Source organism: Pseudomonas sp. MYb118, from assembly GCF_040947875.1.
Lineage (GTDB): Bacteria > Pseudomonadota > Gammaproteobacteria > Pseudomonadales > Pseudomonadaceae > Aquipseudomonas.
On record NZ_JBFRXN010000001.1, the window covers coordinates 525,029 to 543,353 of the forward strand.

The following is an 18,325-nucleotide window of genomic DNA, read 5'->3' on the forward strand; positions in this document are numbered from 1 at the left end:
GGGAGTGTCAGGCCGCGTTGGCGCGTTTCACTCGATGCGGAATGTCGTCATAGGCGATCAGCACTCGCTCCATGCGGCGTGGGTAATCGCCATAGTTGTAGACCGGGTAGTGCAGGGTCGAACGGTTGTCCCAGAACGCCACCGAGTTTTCGCGCCATTTGAAGCGCACCTGGTGCTCGGGCTTGCTGAATTCCTGTAGCAGTCGACTGATCAACTGCTTGCTCTTCTCCGGTGGCCAGCCGATCACCGACGGGTTTTGCGAGAAGTTGATGAACAGGCCGTCCTCGCCGGTCTCCGGATGTGTACGTACCAGCGGGTGGGCGAGAATCGGGTAGTCATGGCCGACCTTGTCCAGTGACGACTTGAAGTCGTGGACCACATACAGATCGTCGATCTCTTCGCGCAGGTCATCGGGCAAGGCGCGATAGACCGCCGCCGTGTCAGCCCACAAGGTATCACCGCCGACCTCGGGCAAATCGACGGCGCGCAACACGGCGCCCAGGGTCGGGCGCAACAGCCAACTGGTGTCGGTGTGCCAACGGCCGCTGACCCTCGGGCCATAGAGGGTGCGTGCATCCTGCGCCTGGATCAGGTGCGCATGGGGCTGGGTCGTATCGTTCTGCTCGGTGGTGGGGTGAACGTACAGCTCGCCGAACTCGCGGGCGAAGGCGATCTGCTGTTCGGTGCTGATGGCCTGGTCGCGAAAGAAAATCACCTTGTGCTCCAGCAGCAGGCGGCGCAATTCATCGCGCAGTGCCGGGGTCAACGGCTGGCGCAGGTCGATGCCGCTGATTTCCGCACCGATGGTGGGTTCCAGGCGGGTGACACGCAGGGTGTTGGCGGAGAGTGAATCGGTGGAGTGCAAAACTGCGGACATGATGCAAATCCTCTCGGTTGTGGGTTCAGCCTCCGCCTGGAGAGGGGTCGGTTGTGTTGTGGTTGCTTTGGGGGGTGGTAACGCCCCTTTGCCAAGGTTGGCGTAGGGGCGGTTGTGGTCAGATCACGAAAAAGCCATGGGTGCCGTCGCGGGCCAGTTGTTCGACCAGGCCGTATTCCCAGTCCAGATATGCCTGCATGGCTTCGCGCGGGTTGTCGGTGCCTTCATAAGGGCGGCGGTAGCGGTCGATGCGGGGTGAGGCCAAGCGCGATTCGCCGTCCTCCAGTGGCCGCTCGGCGGCGATCCAACTGGCGGTTCCGCCCTTGAGCAGGAACACCGTTTTGCCGGTCAACGCCTCGACGTCGGCCACGGCCAGACGCGCCAGTTGGCTGCTGCCGCAGGTCAGCACATAACGCTCTGCGGCCGGTATCCGGGTCAATGCTTGCTGCAACTGGCTGCGCAATACCCACCAGGCGCCGGGGATGTGGCGTTTGACGTAGTTGGCGCTGCTGGTGAAATCAAGCACCTGGGTGTCACCCTCGGCGAGCCATTGCGCCAATGTCTCAACGCTGATTTCCTCAGCCTGACGCGGCGCGGGCACCGGTGCCTGCCACGTACCCTGTTCGCTGAAATGGGCGGGTTCGACATCGTCCAGCACATGCACCTCCCAGCCCAGCTGGGCCAGCCAGGAGGCCGACATGTTGGCGCGCACGCTGTCGTCGTCCACCAGCACCAGGCGCGCGCCGCGCACGCTGGCGAAATGATCGGTCTCCTGCACCAGTTGGCCGCCGGGGGTGGAACGTGTGGAGGGCAGGTGCCCGGCCTCGAATTCTTCCGGTGTGCGCACGTCGAACAGGTAAGTGCTGCGTCCGGGTTCCTGCTGCCAGCGTTGCAGGTCGGCGAGCGTGGCGCGATTGACCTGTGCCTGATCGGCGACACGACGCGCATCGGCGGCGGCCAGTAGCCGGTGCTCTTCGCGGGTCGGCGCGAATCGCCGCGACTGGCCGTGCTGCAACTGCTGGCCGGCGAGGGTCCAGCCGATGGTACCGTTGCGCAGCGCCGACACCGGGTTGGCGATGCCGGCGTTGATCAGCGACTGCGTGCCGATGATGCTGCGGGTGCGGCCTGCGCAGTTGACGATGATGCGCGTGGAAGGGTCGGGGGCCAGCTCCCGTGCACGCAGCACCAGTTCCGCCCCCGGTACGCTGATACCGGTGGGAATGCTCATGGTCTGGTATTCGTCGAAGCGTCGAGCGTCGAGCACCACTACATCGGCGTCGCTGTCGAGCAGCGCCTGTACCTCTTCGGCGGCCAGGGAGGGCGTGTGGCGCCGGCTTTCCACCAGTTCGCCAAAGGCCTTGCTCGGCACATTGACGTCGATGAACAGTTCACCACCGGCGCGGCGCCAACCGTCCAGCCCGCCCTCGAGCAGGCTCACATGGCTGTAGCCAAGCTCCACCAGGCGCTGCGCGGCGATGCTCGCCAGGCCTTCGCCATTGTCGTAGACCGTCACCTGGGTGCTGCGCCGGGGAATGCGCGAGAACACCTCCAGCTCAAGTTTCGACAATGGGATGTTGGCCGCGAACAGTGGGTGCGATTCGGCGAAAGGCGCTTCTTCGCGAACGTCCACCAGCGCCAGTTCTTCACGGGCGAGCAGGGCCTTGCGAATGTCGGCGTAGGAGCGGTTCGGTACGGTGCTCATAGGGCAGGGCTCTCTTTGGACAAATCCCAGATGTTGGGGAGGAGGGTGTTGGAATATCCGGAGATGAACAGCTTCTCGCTGCCGTCGGCCTGATACACCGCGCGACGCACCGCGCCGATGTTGGCGCCATACACGTGAATGCTGATCGACACCTGGTCGTCGAAGGCGTTGCTGACCTGGTGGATGTCACCGACCTTGGGCGACACGGCTTCGACCTGACCCGGACGCAGGTGGACACGATCGCCAGCGGCAACCAGTGAGCCATCAGCCTGGCGTTGGAAGCCTTGCGAGTATTCCGCTCCGCGCAACATGCCGATCAAGCCCCACACGCGATGGTCGTGGATCGGCGTGCTTTGCCCAGGCCCCCAGACGAAACTGACGACGCTGAAGCGCTGGCGTGAATCGGCGTGCAGCAGGTATTGCTGGTAGCGCTCGGGGTCCGGCTGGGCAAAGTCCTGTGGCAGCCAGTCGTCATGGCTGACCAGTTGGCTAAGCAGTTTGCCGCCACGGTGCAGCAGGTCACCTTCGCGGGGATGGCTGTCGATCAATTCCGCCAGGGCACCTATGAATGCTCTGAGTCTCTCCGGGTGTCGGGCCTGGGTCATGGCGATTCCATCGGTCGTTGTGATGGTTTGATTTAAGCATAATGTTTTAGATTAATATGCGATTGTTTAATGATTAGCTTATGTCTGAAAGTAATTTATAACCGCGCTGTATAGCGCCAGACGCTATTGATCTGTCGTTCTCGCCCTGACGGGCTATCCAGATCAATGCAATCGAACTATGCTTTTCGGACATCTTATGGACTGCTTTCTATGTGCATACCAAATGAAAATTGATGATATCGACGCCTTCGTCGAAGTGATTCGCTGTCAGTCCATCAGCCATGCCGCTGAGTCCTTGCAGCTGACTCAGCCAGCGATTACGCGGCGAGTGCAGAACTTTGAGCAGGCCTTGGGTGTGGAGCTGTTCGATCGCAACACCAAGCCGCTCAAGCCGACGCCGACCGGCACCCGGGTGTATGAACAGTGCCGGGTGATCCTGCGCGAGATGGATGCCTTGCGTGAACTGGTCGCCACTGATGCACCGCCCACCGGGCTGCTGCGCCTGGGTGTGCCGCAAACCATTGGTGATGTGGTGTTGCTGGATGCACTCAAACATTTGCGCATCGAATACCCCGACCTGCGTGCCCAGGTGGCCACGGGGTGGGGCAGTCAACTGGTCGGCAAAATCGAGCGCGGTGAGCTGGATGCGGCTGCGGCGTTGTTCCCGGCTGGGAAGATCTTCCCGGACAACGTCGTTGGCGAGTCGATCGGCAAGATGGAACTGGTGGTGGTCTGCGCCAAGGCACAGCTGCCCAAGCGCCCGAGCAAACTGGCGGACGTTTATGAGAGTGGTTGGATTCTCAACCCTGATGGCTGTGGTTTCCGCGCCGGGCTGCAACGCACCCTGTCTGACCAGGGGCTGGCGCTGCGGGTCAATCTGGAAGCCTTTGGCACCGAGTTGCAGTTGGGCCTGGTGGCTGACGGGCTTGGCCTCGGTCTGGTACCGCGGCCATTGTTGGAGCGCAGCGCGCATGTCGATCAGTTGGCAGCCGTGCCACTCAAGGATTTCAAACCGGTAATGGATTTGTGGCTGATCTATCCCCAGTTCCTCGGCAACCTGCAAGGGCCGGTCGATGCCTTCGGCAACCTGGTGGCGGGGTCGTTGCGCAAGATCAGGGATGCGGCGTAAGCAGGTTTGCACCTGACTTGCGCCGATCCACTGTGGGAGCGAGCCTGCTCGCGATGGGGCCTTCCAATCACTCCAACGATGACTGAAAGGTCGCTATCGCGAGCAGGCTCGCTCCCACAGTTGTTCGGTGGCCAATCTGTCAGGCCACCTTTTCCCCCGCCAGCCGCTCACGCTCGGCCACCAGCTCACGCACCAGCGGTATCAGCCGCTTGCCATAGTCGATGGCATCTTCAAGCGGATCAAACCCGCGAATCAAAAAGGTGGTGATACCCAGGTCGTAATAGTCGAGCAGCGCTTCTGCCACCTGCTCCGGCGTACCGACCAACGAGGTCGAGTTGCCCTGCGCACCGAGCAATCCGGCGATCCCCGTCCATAGGCGTTTGTCCAGTCGCGAACCCTGAGCCGCTGCGGCGAGCAGGCGCCTTGAGCCTTCGTTGGGCGGTTCACGGCGTATGAAGCCGTTCTGTTCGGCCAATGCCGTGGCTTGCTCGAGGATACGTTCGGCACGTTGCCAGGCCTGCGCTTCGGTGTCGGCCAGGATCGGACGCAACGACAAGCTGAAACGAAGGGTACGACCGTGTTTGGCGGCTTCGGCGCGCAACTGTTTCACCACTTCGCGAACCTGCTCGTAGGTTTCGCCCCATAACGCATAAACGTCCGCATGTTTGCCCGCCACCTCGATGGCGGCAGGCGAGGACCCGCCAAAGTACAAAGGAATGTGCGGCTGTTGCGGCGACTTCACCGCCGAGTACGCGCCTTCCACCTGGTAATAGGTGCCGTCATGGTCGAACGGCTTTTCACTGGTCCATTCCTGGCGCAGCACATCGAGGTATTCGTCGGTCCGCGCGTAACGTTCGTCCTTGCCGATGTAGCTGCCATCAGCACGCAGCTCCAGGTCGTCACCGCCGGTAATGATGTGCACGGCGGTCCGTCCGCCATTCAACACATCGAACGTGGCGAACTGGCGTGCCGCCAGCGTCGGCGCGGCGAAGCCCGGTCGATGGGCAATCAGAAACTTGAGGTTCCTGGTTACGCTGGCTGCATGGGAGGCAATCAATGTGCTGTCCGGGCTGTTGGAATGGAAGGCTACCAGGGCGCGGTCGAATCCGGCTTGCTCATGGGCGCGAGCGACTTTTTCCACGTAGTCGGGTTGCAGGACCGGGCCGCTGCGAGGATGGGTTTCCGAAGCTGAATGACCGCCGATGAAGCCGATGAATTCAACACTCATGGTGAGTTCCTTGTCGTTGGATAGGCGTGGTAGAGGCCTCCACCTGGTGTTGGGGTCGGTCTGTGAGAGCAAAAGTAGGCGCAGAGAGACGGGTCTGTGAAATGCCGATTGGTTCTATGTTAATTATTAAAAAATAGAATGATCATCAGAATAAATATTACAAATGAGCATTTTATGGGTGGACAGCCCAGCAGGCATGGGCAGAGCGGGAAGGGCGGTCATTATTATGAAAATAATTTATTAGAAAAAATCCAATAGCTGATTTCTAATCATATTAGGTTATTCCTAAAAAGAATTTCACGGAGGTTTTTTATGTGAATAGCATGAAAACCGAAGCTGAAGCGTGGCACCTCTGGCCATGTTCTTGACGAGGAAGGAAGCCTGATGACCGAAAAGACCTTCGACACCGCGAGCCCAGACAGCTCGTTTTCCGTCAACAAGGCTGTCCGCCAGACCGATCAATCGAACGCTGCCCGGCTGCTGCCCAACTGGCTCTTCAACTGGCGCACGCCTGACGTGCTGCTGCGCCTGCTCAGTCCCATCGCGCTGTTGGTGTTGTGGGAGCTGGCATCCCAAGCGGGGCTGATTCCGCAGCGGGTGATCGCGGCGCCCTCGCAAATCGGCGGTACGCTGTGGTCCATGATCGCGTCCGGTGAGCTGGGCAAACACTTGTTGGTGTCACTGCAACGGGCGCTGATCGGCCTGGGCATCGGCGTCACCATCGGTGTAGTGGCTGCCCTGATCAGCGGCCTGTCCAGGCGCGGCGAGGTGGTGCTCGATTCGCCGCTGCAAATGCTGCGCACCATTCCGTCGCTGGCGCTGGTGCCGCTGTTCATCCTGTGGTTCGGCATTGGCGAATTTACCAAGATTGCGCTGATCGTCACCGGCACGACCTTTCCGGTGTACATGAACTTGTTCGCGGGCATTCGCAACATCGACCCCAAGCTGATCGAAGCCGCCAATACCCTGGGCCTCAATCGTCGCGAGCTGATCTGGCACGTGATCCTGCCGGGCGCCTTGCCTTCATTTTTCGTCGGCCTGCGTTATTCCCTGGGCATTTCCTGGCTGGCGCTGGTGTTCGTCGAGCAGATCAACACCACCGCCGGCATCGGCTTTTTGGCAAGCGATGCGCGGGACTTCATGCGTACCGACGTCATCGTGATCTGCCTGCTGATCTACAGCGTTCTCGGCTTGTTGATCGATGGCCTGATCCGCACGCTGGAGCGTTTCGCCCTGGCCTGGCGCCCAACTTTCGTGAGGAACTGAGCATGTCGAACATCGATCTTTTGGACAGTGCAACGGCAGCACCTGTGCAACTGCGCAACGTGGTGCGCCAGTTCGGTGAACAGCGGGTCATTGATGGCCTGGACCTGGACATTGCTCCCGGTGAGTTCGTGGCTTTGCTGGGGGCCAGTGGCTCGGGCAAGACGACGTTGTTGCGCAGCCTGGCCGGGCTGGACAGCATTGACAGCGGGCAATTGCGGGTACCGAACGCGCGGGCAGCGGTGTTTCAGGAACCGCGGCTGATGCCCTGGAAACGTGCCTGGAAAAACGTGATCCTCGGGTTGCGCATTCCGGACGCCCGGGCGCGTGCGGTGCAGGCGTTAACCGAGGTTGGCCTGGCCCACCGGCTGGACGCCTACCCGGCCACGCTATCGGGCGGTGAAGCTCAGCGTGTGGCGCTGGCCCGCGGCCTGGTACGCGAACCCAAGCTGTTATTGCTGGACGAGCCCTTTGCCGCGCTGGATGCCTTGACGCGCATTCGCATGCACCGACTGATCATCGAGTTGTGGCGCAAACACACGCCGGCGGTGCTGCTGGTCACCCATGACGTGGATGAAGCGATCCTGTTGGCCGACCGGGTCATCGTACTGGCCGATGGCAAGATCGCCGAACAGCTGACCATCGACTTGCCACGGGCCAGGGACACTGGTCAGCCAGGCTTCCAGGCGATCCGTGCACGCCTGTTGACTCTGCTGGGCGTGGAAGTGGAGCCGGCAGCCTTGACCGAGCAACGCACCCCCAATGTGGTACGGCGGTTTGCCCATGGCTGAGTCCGCTATCCTCCAGGTATTGCGCCCAGCGTTGCCCGCGGGCGAGCTGCTCGAGCTCGGTCGGGTACTGCGTCAACCGCTGGGGTTATCGCGTTTGCACAGTACGCCCAAGCGGGTTCTCAGCCGCCGAGAGGCGGCGTTACTTCGGTATTTTCGCGCTCGTGCTGCACGGCGCGGTGATCGTTTGGGTCAGCCATCAGGAGACTCCGGCGCTGCCCGTCGTTGCGCCAGAAATCCCGCCAATGACTATCGAGTTCTCACAGCCGGCGCCGCCGGTGGTGGAGCCTGCGCCACCCGAGCCTGTCGTGCAGCCAGCCGTCGAACCACCGCGGCCGGTGGAAGATGAACTGGCCGTCAAGCCGCCACCGCCCAAGCCGATCCCCAAACCCAAGCCGATTGTGAAACCGGTGCCCAAGCCCGTCGCCAAACCCGTTGAGCAACCACCCGCGCCGCCGGCTCCCGCGCAACCCGTGGCCGCCCCCGCACCACCGGCACCCTCTGCGCCAAAACCGGTGACCCCGGCCTCGGCCAGCGCCGGCTACCTGAAAAACCCGGCGCCCGAATACCCATCGCTGGCCATGCGGCGCGGCTGGGAAGGAACGGTGGTGTTGCGCGTGCATGTGCTGGCCAGCGGCAAGCCCGGGGAAATCCAGATCCAGAAAAGCAGCGGCCGCGATCAGCTCGACGACGCCGCACTGGCAGCGGTCAAACGCTGGAGTTTTGTCCCGGCCAAGCAGGGCGACGTAGCCCAGGACGGTTGGGTCAGCGTGCCGATCGACTTCAAAATCAAGTAACCCACTTAATGCCGTAACCTCGCGGGCCACCTGACAAAAGGCGCATCGCTACAACTGACTCAATGCCTTGTCGGAGAGCCTCACCCATGAACCTCATCGCTTCGCCTTTCGAATCCATCGAGCACGCGGTCATCTGGCTGCTGATCATTTTTTCCGTCGCGACCTGGGGCCTGGCCCTGCTCAAGGGGGTGCAATTCGCCCGCCTGAAGAATCAGGATCGGCGTTTTCACAAACAATTCTGGGCCGCTTCCAGTCTCGATTCTGCTGCGCAGTTGGCCCACGATCAGCCCGGCGCCGCCGCTCGGGTGGCTCAGGCCGGCTATGCCGCGATCCAGGTGCCGGACGGCACACTCGCCACTGACCTGAGCCAGGCGATCAATCACCAGGATCGCCTCGAACGCGCCTTGCGTCAGCAAATCGTGCGTGAGCGGCGCTCGCTGGAAACCGGCCTGGCGATCCTGGCCAGTATCGGCAGCACCTCGCCCTTCATCGGCCTGTTCGGTACGGTCTGGGGCATCATGTCGGCCCTCAAGGGGATCAGCGCTGCCGGTTCTGCCAGCCTGGAAACCGTAGCCGGGCCCATCGGTGCAGCGCTGGTCGCCACGGGCGTAGGGATTGCCGTCGCCGTGCCGGCAGTGCTGGTCTACAACTACTTTTTGCGCCGCCTGAAACTGACCGCCGCCGACCTCGATGACTTCGCCCACGACTTCTACAGCCTGGCGCAGAAGAACGCCTTCCGTGTGCTGCTGCACCCGACCCACAGGAAGCCTGTCGCTAGCGCGAGCGGGCAAGCCGTGCAGGAGGCCTCCTGAGATGGCCTTTTCCACGCAAGACAGCGATGAAGTGCTGAGTGAAATCAACGTCACGCCACTGGTGGACGTCATGCTGGTGCTGCTGGTGGTGTTCATCGTCACCGCGCCACTGCTGACCAACTCGATCCCGATCAACTTGCCGAAAACCGAAGCGGTGGCACCGGCGGAGCAGAAAGACCCGCTGGTGGTGAGCATCGACGACAAGGGCAGGTTGTTCATCAACAAGGACGAGATCCAGCCCGATCTGCTGGAAATCAACTTGAAGGCCGCGAAGGATAAAAACGCCGATGTGCGCGTGCAATTACAGGCGGACAACGGCGTGAATTATGGCGAGGTGGCGCGGGCGATGGCGTCCATTGAGCGGGCGGGGATCACCAAGTTGTCAGTGATAACGGCGAAGTAGAGCAGAGGAGCCCTTTCACGCCAGGTTCGTCACCCCATTCGCCTCCCGCGAAGCACTGCGGGCTGCCAGCCACGCCAGGGCAGCCGCCAGGCCGAGCAACATCGCGCTCGACTCGAAAGTCGCACGGTAGCCGCTGAAGTCGAACAGCAAACCGCCCACGGTGGCGCCGGAGGCGATCGCCAGTTGCACGATGGCGACCATCAGGCCGCCGCCGGCTTCCGCGTCGTCCGGCAGGGTCCTCGCCAGCCATGTCCACCAGCCCACCGGTGCCGCCGTGGCCACCAGGCCCCACAGGCCCAGCAGGACGGTGGTGGTTATGGCCGAGCTGCCGAAGGACACCAGCGCCACTGCGATCACGGCCATCAGCAACGGGATGACGATCAGCGTGCGGTGCAGGCCGGATTTCAGGAACGCTTCAATCAGGAAAGTCCCGGCCAGGCCCGCCAACCCGAGCACCAGCAACATCAGTGACAGCGTCGACACACTGACCTGCGTGACCGTTTCGAGGAATGGGCGCAGGTAAGTGAACAGCATGAACTGCCCCATGAAGAACACGCTGACGGCGATCATGCCCAGCGCCACCGGCAGTCTTTCCATCAACCTGAACACGTTGCCGCTGTTGGCGGCGCCGCTGTTTTTCAGTGTGGGCATGCTCACCATCAGCCATGCGGCAGCGAGGACCGCCACCGGCACGATGCAGAAAAACGCCCCGCGCCAGCCGATCAACGAACCGACAAAGCTGCCCAGCGGTGCGGCAATCACCGTCGCCAGGGCGTTGCCGCCATTGACGATGGCCATCGCCCGGGTGACCTGGTCTTCCGGGACCAGACGCATGGCGGTGGCCGCCGACAATGACCAGAAACCACCGATGGCGATGCCGATCAAGGCGCGAGCGAGCATGTAGGTCGTGTAGTTCGGCGCGAAGGCCGCCACCGTGCCCGACACGATCATCAGCAGCGTAAGCGACAACAGCAGCGGTTTGCGCTCGACCCGCGCTGCGATCGAGGCGATCAGCAGGCTGGTGATCAAGGCGAACAAGCCGGACACGGCAATGCCTTGGCCGGCCTGGCCTTCGGTGACGTGCAGGTCGGCGGCAATCGGTGTCAGCAGGCTGACGGGCATGAACTCCGAGGCCACCAGCACGAAGGCGGCGAGGGACATGGCGAATACCGCGCCCCAGGATGTTTTGGGGTGTTGGGTCATTGTCTGAATCCTTTAAACGCAAAGCATCGCGCCCCCTGGATCGGGGGCGCGACAAGGTTGTTTTTTTAGCGGGGGGGGTTAGCCAGCCAGCGTGGCGTTGTCGATCACGAAACGGTATTTCACTTCGCCCTTGAGCATGCGCTCGTAGGACGCGTTGATCTGATCGGCGCGCACCAGTTCGATGTCGGCGACGATGCCGTTGTCGGCGCAGAAATCCAGCATCTCCTGGGTCTCGGCAATACCGCCGATCATCGAGCCGGCAATCGTGCGACGCTTGGTGATCAGGTTGAACACGTTCGGCGAGGTGTGCGGCGAGGCGGGGGCACCGACCAGCGTCAAGGCGCCATCGCGCTTGAGCAGCACCAGGAACGCATCGAGATCATGGGGCGCGGCGACGGTGTTGAGGATGAAGTCGAAACTCTTGGCATGCGCGGCCATTTCCTCGGCGTTGCGCGACACCACCACTTCATCGGCGCCCAGTTCGCGGGCGGCTTCACGCTTGGACTCGGAGGTGGTGAACGCCACCACATGCGCGCCCATGGCATGGGCCAGCTTGATGCCCATGTGGCCCAGGCCACCGATGCCGACCACACCGACTTTCTTGCCGGGGCCGGCGTTCCAGTGACGCAGCGGCGAGTAGGTGGTGATGCCGGCACACAGCAGCGGCGCGACGGCGGCCAGTTGCGCTTCGGGATGGCGGATGCGCAGCACATAGCGCTCATGCACGACGATGTTCTGCGAGTAGCCACCGAGGGTCCAGCCCGGTGCGTCCGCGGTGGGAAAGTTGTAGGTGCCGATCATGCCGTCGCAGTAGTTTTCCAGGCCGCTTTCGCAGTCGTCGCAGTGTTTGCAACTGTCGACGATGCAACCGACGCCGACCAGATCGCCCACTTTGAAGTCGGCGACATGCGCGCCGACGGCGGCGACGCGGCCGACGATTTCATGACCCGGCACGCAGGGGAATTGGGTGCCTGCCCACTCGGCACGCACCTGGTGCAGGTCGGAATGGCAAATGCCGCAGAAGGCGATGTCGATCTTGATGTCATGGGCGCCGGGTGTGCGGCGGCTGATCTGCAGGGGCTCAAGGGGTTTGTCACCTGCATGGGCACCGTAGGCGTGTACAAGCATGGGGAGATTCCTGAGTGATTCAATCGGATGCCCATTGTGTGGCCGAACCCAGCACGCCCTGTAGATCATTCCTGTGAATTACTTGCCTGATTCTATGAGTGTCGGTTCGCGCCGGGACACTCCCTGTAATTTCGGCGGGTTATGATGGCGCCACTGCTTATGTTCAAAGACTCAAGGACCTTGCAATGCGGATATTGATTGTGGGCGGCGGCATCGCTGGCTTTGCCATGGCCAGGGCCCTGGAATTGAAGGGTTTCGCGCCGGAACTGGTCGAGCGCCGTCTCGATGAATCACCCGGTGGCATGGGGTTCTACCTGCCGGGCAACGCTGGCCGCGCACTCGCCCGACTCGGTCTGCTGGACTCGGTTCGCGAGGCGGCGGCGCTCATCAAGACGCAACGGATCATGGACCAGCGTGGGCGCTTGCTGACAGTCACCGACACCGAGGATTTCTGGCGTGACTGCGGCTCGTGCCTGTCGCTGCCGCGTGATGCGCTGCACACCATCCTGCGCGGCGCCCTCGAGCGCACCAACACCCGCTTCGGCGTCTCCATCACCGGGATCACGCCCGCGACCGATGCCTGCGAGGTGGTGTTCTCCGACCACACCACGGCCACTTATGACCTGGTCATCGGCGCCGACGGCATTGATTCGACCGTGCGCCGGATGATTTTTCCGGCGATCCAGCCATCCTATGTCGGCAACGTCTGCTGGCGCTTCATCACGCAGAACACCACGGGTATCGAAGGCTGGACGGCAATGCTGGGCAAGGGCCGCACGCTGTTGGCCATCCCGGTCAGTGACGAGCAGGTCTACGTTTATGCCGACATGGCGGTGGCCGAAGACGAATCCGAGCGCGTCAGGCACGCCTCACTGCAAAGCCTGTTCGGTGACTTTGCCGGGCCGCTGGTTCCACTGCTGGCCGACACACGCCAGGACACCCACTTCGGCAGCATCCAGCAAGTGGTCATGCCGCACTGGTATCGCGGCCGCGCCGTGCTGATCGGCGACGCGGCCCACGCCTCATCGCCAAGCATGGCGGAGGGTGCGGGCATGGCCATCGAGGATGCTTGGGTCATGGCCGACGCCATCGCCACCCATCAGGACCTGGACGCGGCGTTGCAGGCGTACAGCACCAAGCGTCAGCCGAGGGTGGACTGGGTACAGAAACAATGCGTGGCGCGGGACAAGATGCGCACGCTGCCGGTGCCGGCCCGCAACCTGATTCTCAAGCTGCTGGGCGACAAGCTCTACAAACGCAGCTACACGCCGTTGCTGGCTTCGGTGTAGGTCAGGCGCCGCTCTCCACGGGGCGGGTGATCAGGTACTGACACACCAGGCGTTCTCCGCGAAGACACTGGTCCGCCGCCGGTTGGCCGGTGGCTTCGGAGAAGAACGACGCCATTGCCCGGCAGACGCAAGGTTCGTCGTGCACGGCGCCGCCCAGCGGACACGTGTAGTTGCGCACCATGATGCCTTCGTCCTGGGCATGCGCTTCGGTGTTGGCGCCGAGCGCGTTGGCAGCAGCCATGGCGGATTGCAGGCCGCTTTGAAAATCCTCGGGCGTGGCGATACCGGCTTCACGGGCGAGGTGGCGGCCGGTCTCGTCGAGCAGTTCACTGATCTGCCGCTCGTCCATGCGCGTCTGCATGACTTTCAACAGCCCGCGCAGGAACAGCCGATAGGCGCTCGACTCGATGTCCTCGCTGCCCGGCGCCGCTTCATAGACCACCGGTGGTTTGCCGAGCATCCCGCGTTGCCTGAGCGTGGCGCGACGGACCAGGCCCTGCGCTTCGAGTTGGCGCAACTGCACGTTGATGGCATTGCGCGTGACGTCCAGGTGCTCGCACAACTGCACGACAGTCAGCGGTTCGCGTTGCAACAGGCGCAGGATGTCGTTTTTCGTGGTCACGAAAAAATCCTTGTGGTCCAAAAGTGCCGATCATAGCAATCCCTCCGGCAAAGTGGGGTAAGGCGATTAATGACAATTGGTATTGTCATTAATCGCGTAATGCAGCTAGACTCGCCTGGCAACGCGATAAAACCAAAACCAAGCCTGATGATTGCCGAGCCAAGACAAATGAACGCACACGAAAATACCCGTCCTGCCGAAATGGTCGATGCACTGAATGCAGTGTTCGGCAAACACCAAGCTGCGCGCAGTTCTCATGCCAAGGGCGTCTGCGCGAGTGGTGAATTCACGCCATCCACTGACGCGCCCCAATGGGTCAGGTCGAGCCTGTTTGCCCAGGGTGGCGTGCCCGCGGTGCTGCGTTTTTCAGTGGGCGGTGGCAACCCCAACGTCTCTGACAAGAGCCGCACCGTGCGCGGCCTGTCGGTGCACCTGAACGACGGCGCCCAAGCCTACGACCTGATGATGATTTCCGAGCCGGTGTTCTTCGCCGCCACGCCCGCTTCGTTCGTCGCGTTCCTGCAAGCGCGGGTGGCCGACCCGGCCACCAAGAAGCCCAATCCGGAAAACATCAAGGCGTACGAAGCCAGCTTCCCCGACGGCAAGCTCCAGCCACGCCTGCTGGCGTCGCACCCGGCGCCGGCGTCCTATGCCACGACCGCGTACTTTTCCACGCACGCCTTTCGCTTCGTCAACGGCCGTGGTGAAGGTGTATGGGGCCGGCTGGTGATGGAACCGGTGGCAGGTACGGTGTTGCTCAGTGAAGAACAGGAGGCCAGCCTGCCTGACGCGTTCCTGGCCGCAGAACTCGATGCGCGACTGCAGAGCGGCACGGCGCAGTTTCGCTTGTACATTCAGCCGGCGGGGCCGAACGACTCGCTCGTCGACCCGTCGCAACAGTGGAGCGAAAACCACAGCGCTCGCCTCGAACTCGGACGCCTGAGCGTTCAGGCGGTCGAACCGGACAGCTTGTGCAACCCAGGGGTGTTCGACCCGATGCGCCTGCCGGATGGCATCGAACCGTCGGACGATCCGGTGCTGCTGTCGCGCAGCGCGGCGTACAGCGTATCGCTGCAGCGTCGCCAGGCACCTGGCGACGCGACTTGCTGAGGATCAGTCGAATGGGTGTTTTACCGATGGCGGCCATGGCGTGTGCTGCCGTGATGCTCACGGGTTGCGCCTGCGCACCGAACGACCCGACCCTGACCTTGCAGACCCGCAAGACTCCGGCCGAATACGCCGATTGCGTTGTGCCGAAATTGCAGGACAACGCACTGACGCCGACCGTCTCGCAGAGCCAGCGCAGCTATCGGATTGTGGTGCCCAGCAAGGTTTCGGCGGACAAGGTGCTGGAGGCGCACAAGGCTGGCAAGGGCGGCAAGGTATTTGTCTACGACCCGCAACTGCTGGCCTCGAACGTACTGCCTTCGAGCTTTGAGCGTGTCGCGCAGGATTGCATCTGATCCTTGGCTGACTGCGCTTTTGCGCAACTCCTTTGGTTGGCCGCAACCAGCCATTTTTCAACCCATGCCGATGTCGGCGTGGGTTTTTTTTGCCAGGAAAACACTGGGCAGCCGTGAGGAAATTGTCTCCACAGAGGCTACAGAGCGTATCGAATCGGACGATGCTGGCCAGGCAATGAGCAAAGATTGTTTGACTGGCTCGCGGTGGTGCCGATTTCTGCAAGCAAACACGATCCCTGTAGGAGCGAGCTTGCTCGCGATGGTCGTCAACGATGACGATGGCTGTCTGAATGCCCACGGTGCCTGAACCACCATCGCGAGCAAGCTCGCTCCTACAGGGGATCGCGTAATGCTTTTGATCTTCTGTGGGAGCGAGCCTGCTCGCGATGGTCGTGAACGATGATGTGGGCTGCCTGATGCCCCGCGGTGCCTGGGCCACCATCGCGAGCAAGCTCGCTCCTACAGGGGATCGCGTAATGCTTTTGATCTTCTGTGGGAGCGGGCTTGCTCGCGATGTTCGTCAACGATAATGCGGAAAACCTGGCACCCCTCAGCGCCTATTTCAACGCTTGCTGAACGCCAACCGCGCCGCAAACAGCACGAACAGCATCCCCGTGGCGCGATCCATCCACTTGATGACTTTCTCGCGGCGCAGAAAGCTTGCCAGCGGCTGGGTCGCACCGATCAAGGTGGTGGACCAGATCAGGCCCAGGACCACGTGAATGCTCACCAGGCCAAAGGTCCAGGCAACCAGGTTGTGCCCCTGGGGGATGAACTGCGGCAGGAACGACACGTAGAAAATGCCGATCTTGGGGTTGAGCACGTTGCCCATCATGCCCTTGAGGAACCAGTTGGCATTGGGCTTGGCGTCGGCCTGCACCGGCGATAATGAACTGCGCGGGCGCAGCAGCATGTTCAGGCCCAGCCAGGCGAGGTAGGCCGCGCCGCAGTATTTGAGGACATTGAAGGCCAGCTCCGACACCGCTATCAGCGCACCCAGGCCAAACGCCACGGCCGCCCCCCACAACAGGCAACCGGCGTTGATGCCCAGTGCGGCGCGAAACGCCTGCTGCCGGCCTTCCACGGTGGCGGTGCGCAGGACCAGGGCGGTGTCCAGGCCCGGCGTCAGCGTCAGCAGGGTGGCGGCGAGGGTGAAGGCGAGGAGGTTGTCGGCGATGGACATACAGGGGAACCTACAATTTGATGGCGGCGGTCAGATTCTGGCGCATGTAATCCAGGAAGCGTTGCTGGAACAACATCGTATGCTCATGCGCGGCCTTTTCCGCCGCTTCGGCATCACGGGCGGCAATGGCTTCGATGATCTCGTCGTGGTCGCGACCCAGTCGATGTGCGCTGGCAGAGCTGACGACGTGATCGAAATGCAGGTGCAGCAACCGCTGACCTTCACCCAGCAAACGCTCGTACGTACTGGTGAAATAAGGGTTATGGCTGGCATGGGCGATGGCCATGTGAAAGGCCTTGTTACGCTCGGACATTTCCTGGAAATCACCGCTGTTGACCGCTTGCAGGTACAACTCGTCCGCCTCGCGAATGGCGGCCAGCTCCTCAGGGCGGTGCTGGCTGGCAGCCAGGCGCGTCACGGTGCGCTGCAGCAGGTCCAGGGCCGCGACGTAGTTGGGGAAGTCCTCGATCTCGAAGGGCGTCACCAACGTGGTGCGGTTGGGCAGGATGGTCACCAGGCCCTCGGCGATCAGGCGGGCCAGCGCATCGCGCACAGGGGAACGGGACAGACCGAACTGCGCAGCGAGCGACACTTCGTCCAGCTGCGCGCCGGGCCTGAGCTTGAGGGTCAGGATCTGCTTGCGCAGCTCTTCGTAGATATAGCGGCCGCCGTGGCGGCGAGCACCATTTTCGGTTTCGGTTTTTGCAGCCATCATCAGGTCTCGGTTGGAATGGCGCTGAGTATACATGCCATTCCCTTGTGTTCATGGGTTGAAACCGCTGCCCCAGGTGTCGCTGAGCATGAAGCCTTCAGCCAGCGGATCATCCGGATCGATACCCAGTTGTTGCAAGCCATATAGCCAGGCTCGACCCGTCACGCGTGGCAGGACGGCAGGGCGACCGGCCACCTCGGTCGCACCGAGCAGCGTGACCTGGAACTGTCCGCCGATGGTGGACTGCGAGGTCAACTGGTCACCGCTCTGTACCAGGCCCCGTGCCGCCAGTGTTGCCAGGTTGGCGGAACTGCCGGTGCCACAGGGTGAACGATCGACGCGCCCTGGCGGCAACGTGGTGCATGTCTGGGTAGGTGCGATCATCGAGACGATTGCGGAACATCACGTAAGCCACCTCGTTGACCGACGGCATCAATGGGTGCTGGATGTTGATCTGGCGATTGATGATCGCCTTGAGCGCGACACCGGCGCTGGCCAGTTCACGTGCGTTTTGGGGGGCAATGTCCAGGCCGATCTGCTCGACATCGATCAGCGCGTAGTACACGCCACCAAACGCCACGTCGATTTTCAAGGGGCCGAATTCGGCGGTCTCGATGACCAGGTCCAGGTGTTCGACGAATGCTGGCACCATGTCCAGCGAAACGCTTTCGCAGCGGCCATCAGTGCAACGCGCCTTGGCGGTCACCAGGCCCGCCGGAGTATCCAGTACCACGGTCGTCTCGGGTTCAACCATTGGCACCATGCCCAGTTCGAGCAGCGCGGTCACCACGCAAATGCAGTTGCTGCCGGACATCGGGTGCGCCTTGTCTGCTTGCAACACGATGAAACCCGCCTGGGCTTCCGGGCGTGTCGGTGGCAGCAGCAGGTTGACCGACATCTGCAGGCAGCCCCGGGGTTCGAGCGTCACCAGGCGCCGCAGGCTGTCGTCCACTTCGTTGATGTAGTTCATCTTGTCGAGCATCGTGGCGCCCGGAACGCCCAGGACACCGCCGGTGATGACTTTGCCGATCTCGCCTTCGCAGTGCACTTCGGCGAGTTGCAGGGTTTTCTTCCAGCGCATGGCTTACCTCATCTGATAGAGCGCCCTAGGCCGTTCCTTG

Annotated in this window: 17 protein-coding genes and 2 pseudogenes; 9 read left to right on the forward strand and 10 right to left on the reverse strand. The window is 62.2% G+C overall.

The window, feature by feature from the left end:
- Positions 1-7: 7 nt before the first annotated feature.
- From ABVN20_RS02505 to ABVN20_RS02515, 3 genes are all read right to left on the reverse strand, one after another.
- On the reverse strand, positions 8-877 hold the full coding sequence (locus ABVN20_RS02505) for a TauD/TfdA dioxygenase family protein (protein WP_368553805.1): 870 nt from the start codon (positions 875-877) through the stop codon (positions 8-10).
- Between the two features lie 118 nt (positions 878-995).
- Positions 996-2,579 carry a rhodanese-related sulfurtransferase gene (locus tag ABVN20_RS02510; protein ID WP_368553807.1) on the reverse strand — a complete coding sequence of 528 codons (1,584 nt, stop codon included), beginning with the start codon at positions 2,577-2,579 and terminating at the stop codon, positions 996-998.
- Positions 2,576-3,184 (reverse strand): cysteine dioxygenase, encoded by a 609-nt coding sequence (locus ABVN20_RS02515; protein WP_368553809.1) that lies wholly within the window; start codon positions 3,182-3,184, stop codon positions 2,576-2,578. The genes ABVN20_RS02510 and ABVN20_RS02515 overlap by 4 nt, the downstream gene beginning before the upstream one ends.
- Before the next feature lie 223 nt (positions 3,185-3,407).
- Here ABVN20_RS02515 and ABVN20_RS02520 point away from each other — a divergent pair, with 223 nt between their 5' ends.
- Complete coding sequence (locus tag ABVN20_RS02520) at positions 3,408-4,313, forward strand: LysR family transcriptional regulator (RefSeq protein WP_368553811.1); 906 nt, start codon at positions 3,408-3,410, stop codon at positions 4,311-4,313.
- Between the two features lie 139 nt (positions 4,314-4,452).
- On the opposite strand, the gene ABVN20_RS02525 is transcribed toward ABVN20_RS02520, so the two are convergent.
- Complete coding sequence (locus ABVN20_RS02525) at positions 4,453-5,541, reverse strand: LLM class flavin-dependent oxidoreductase (RefSeq protein WP_368553813.1); 1,089 nt, start codon at positions 5,539-5,541, stop codon at positions 4,453-4,455.
- A 384-nt stretch (positions 5,542-5,925) separates the two neighbouring features.
- On the opposite strand from ABVN20_RS02525, the gene ABVN20_RS02530 reads away from it, so the two are divergent.
- The 5 genes and pseudogenes from ABVN20_RS02530 to ABVN20_RS02550 all read left to right on the forward strand — a co-directional run bounded on the left by ABVN20_RS02530 (position 5,926) and on the right by ABVN20_RS02550 (position 9,604).
- Positions 5,926-6,807: an ABC transporter permease gene (locus tag ABVN20_RS02530; protein ID WP_368553814.1), complete on the forward strand. Its 882-nt coding sequence runs from the start codon at positions 5,926-5,928 to the stop codon at positions 6,805-6,807.
- A 2-nt stretch (positions 6,808-6,809) separates the two neighbouring features.
- On the forward strand, positions 6,810-7,595 hold the full coding sequence (locus ABVN20_RS02535) for an ABC transporter ATP-binding protein (RefSeq protein ID WP_368553816.1): 786 nt from the start codon (positions 6,810-6,812) through the stop codon (positions 7,593-7,595).
- Positions 7,588-8,389 (forward strand): annotated as a pseudogene (locus ABVN20_RS02540) (energy transducer TonB). Before ABVN20_RS02535 ends, ABVN20_RS02540 begins: the two are co-directional and overlap by 8 nt.
- Positions 8,390-8,475: 86 nt before the next feature.
- Positions 8,476-9,201 (forward strand): MotA/TolQ/ExbB proton channel family protein, encoded by a 726-nt coding sequence (locus tag ABVN20_RS02545; RefSeq protein WP_368553817.1) that lies wholly within the window; start codon positions 8,476-8,478, stop codon positions 9,199-9,201.
- A 1-nt stretch (position 9,202) separates the two neighbouring features.
- Entirely contained in the window at positions 9,203-9,604 is a 402-nt protein-coding gene (locus tag ABVN20_RS02550) for an ExbD/TolR family protein (protein ID WP_368553818.1), read from the forward strand.
- 15 nt (positions 9,605-9,619) lie between these two features.
- Here the strand turns inward: ABVN20_RS02550 and ABVN20_RS02555 are convergent, their stop codons facing one another.
- Together ABVN20_RS02555 and ABVN20_RS02560 are read right to left on the reverse strand one after the other, a co-directional pair.
- On the reverse strand, positions 9,620-10,807 hold the full coding sequence (locus tag ABVN20_RS02555) for an MFS transporter (protein WP_368553820.1): 1,188 nt from the start codon (positions 10,805-10,807) through the stop codon (positions 9,620-9,622).
- Positions 10,808-10,885: 78 nt separating this feature from the next.
- The gene (locus ABVN20_RS02560) at positions 10,886-11,935 is read right to left on the reverse strand and encodes an NAD(P)-dependent alcohol dehydrogenase (protein WP_368553821.1); all 1,050 of its coding nucleotides are present in this window, start codon (positions 11,933-11,935) and stop codon (positions 10,886-10,888) included.
- A gap of 185 nt (positions 11,936-12,120) precedes the next feature.
- On the opposite strand from ABVN20_RS02560, the gene ABVN20_RS02565 reads away from it, so the two are divergent.
- A complete protein-coding gene (locus tag ABVN20_RS02565; protein ID WP_368553823.1) occupies positions 12,121-13,224 on the forward strand; it encodes an FAD-dependent monooxygenase in 1,104 nt (367 codons plus the stop codon).
- 1 nt (position 13,225) lies between these two features.
- Here ABVN20_RS02565 and ABVN20_RS02570 read toward each other — a convergent pair whose 3' ends face one another.
- Positions 13,226-13,846 carry a helix-turn-helix transcriptional regulator gene (locus ABVN20_RS02570; RefSeq protein ID WP_368553825.1) on the reverse strand — a complete coding sequence of 207 codons (621 nt, stop codon included), beginning with the start codon at positions 13,844-13,846 and terminating at the stop codon, positions 13,226-13,228.
- 168 nt (positions 13,847-14,014) lie between these two features.
- On the opposite strand from ABVN20_RS02570, the gene ABVN20_RS02575 reads away from it, so the two are divergent.
- Positions 14,015-14,956 (forward strand): catalase family peroxidase, encoded by a 942-nt coding sequence (locus tag ABVN20_RS02575; RefSeq protein ID WP_368553826.1) that lies wholly within the window; start codon positions 14,015-14,017, stop codon positions 14,954-14,956.
- A gap of 11 nt (positions 14,957-14,967) precedes the next feature.
- Positions 14,968-15,309: a hypothetical protein gene (locus ABVN20_RS02580; RefSeq protein ID WP_368553828.1), complete on the forward strand. Its 342-nt coding sequence runs from the start codon at positions 14,968-14,970 to the stop codon at positions 15,307-15,309.
- A gap of 562 nt (positions 15,310-15,871) precedes the next feature.
- Here ABVN20_RS02580 and ABVN20_RS02585 read toward each other — a convergent pair.
- From ABVN20_RS02585 to ABVN20_RS02595, 3 genes and pseudogenes are all read right to left on the reverse strand, one after another.
- Positions 15,872-16,492: a LysE family translocator gene (locus ABVN20_RS02585; protein ID WP_368553829.1), complete on the reverse strand. Its 621-nt coding sequence runs from the start codon at positions 16,490-16,492 to the stop codon at positions 15,872-15,874.
- A gap of 10 nt (positions 16,493-16,502) precedes the next feature.
- Positions 16,503-17,207, reverse strand: coding sequence for a GntR family transcriptional regulator (locus ABVN20_RS02590; RefSeq protein WP_368553831.1), 705 nt, complete (start codon positions 17,205-17,207; stop codon positions 16,503-16,505).
- 48 nt (positions 17,208-17,255) lie between these two features.
- A pseudogene (locus tag ABVN20_RS02595) lies at positions 17,256-18,285 on the reverse strand (proline racemase family protein).
- Positions 18,286-18,325 lie beyond the last annotated feature (40 nt).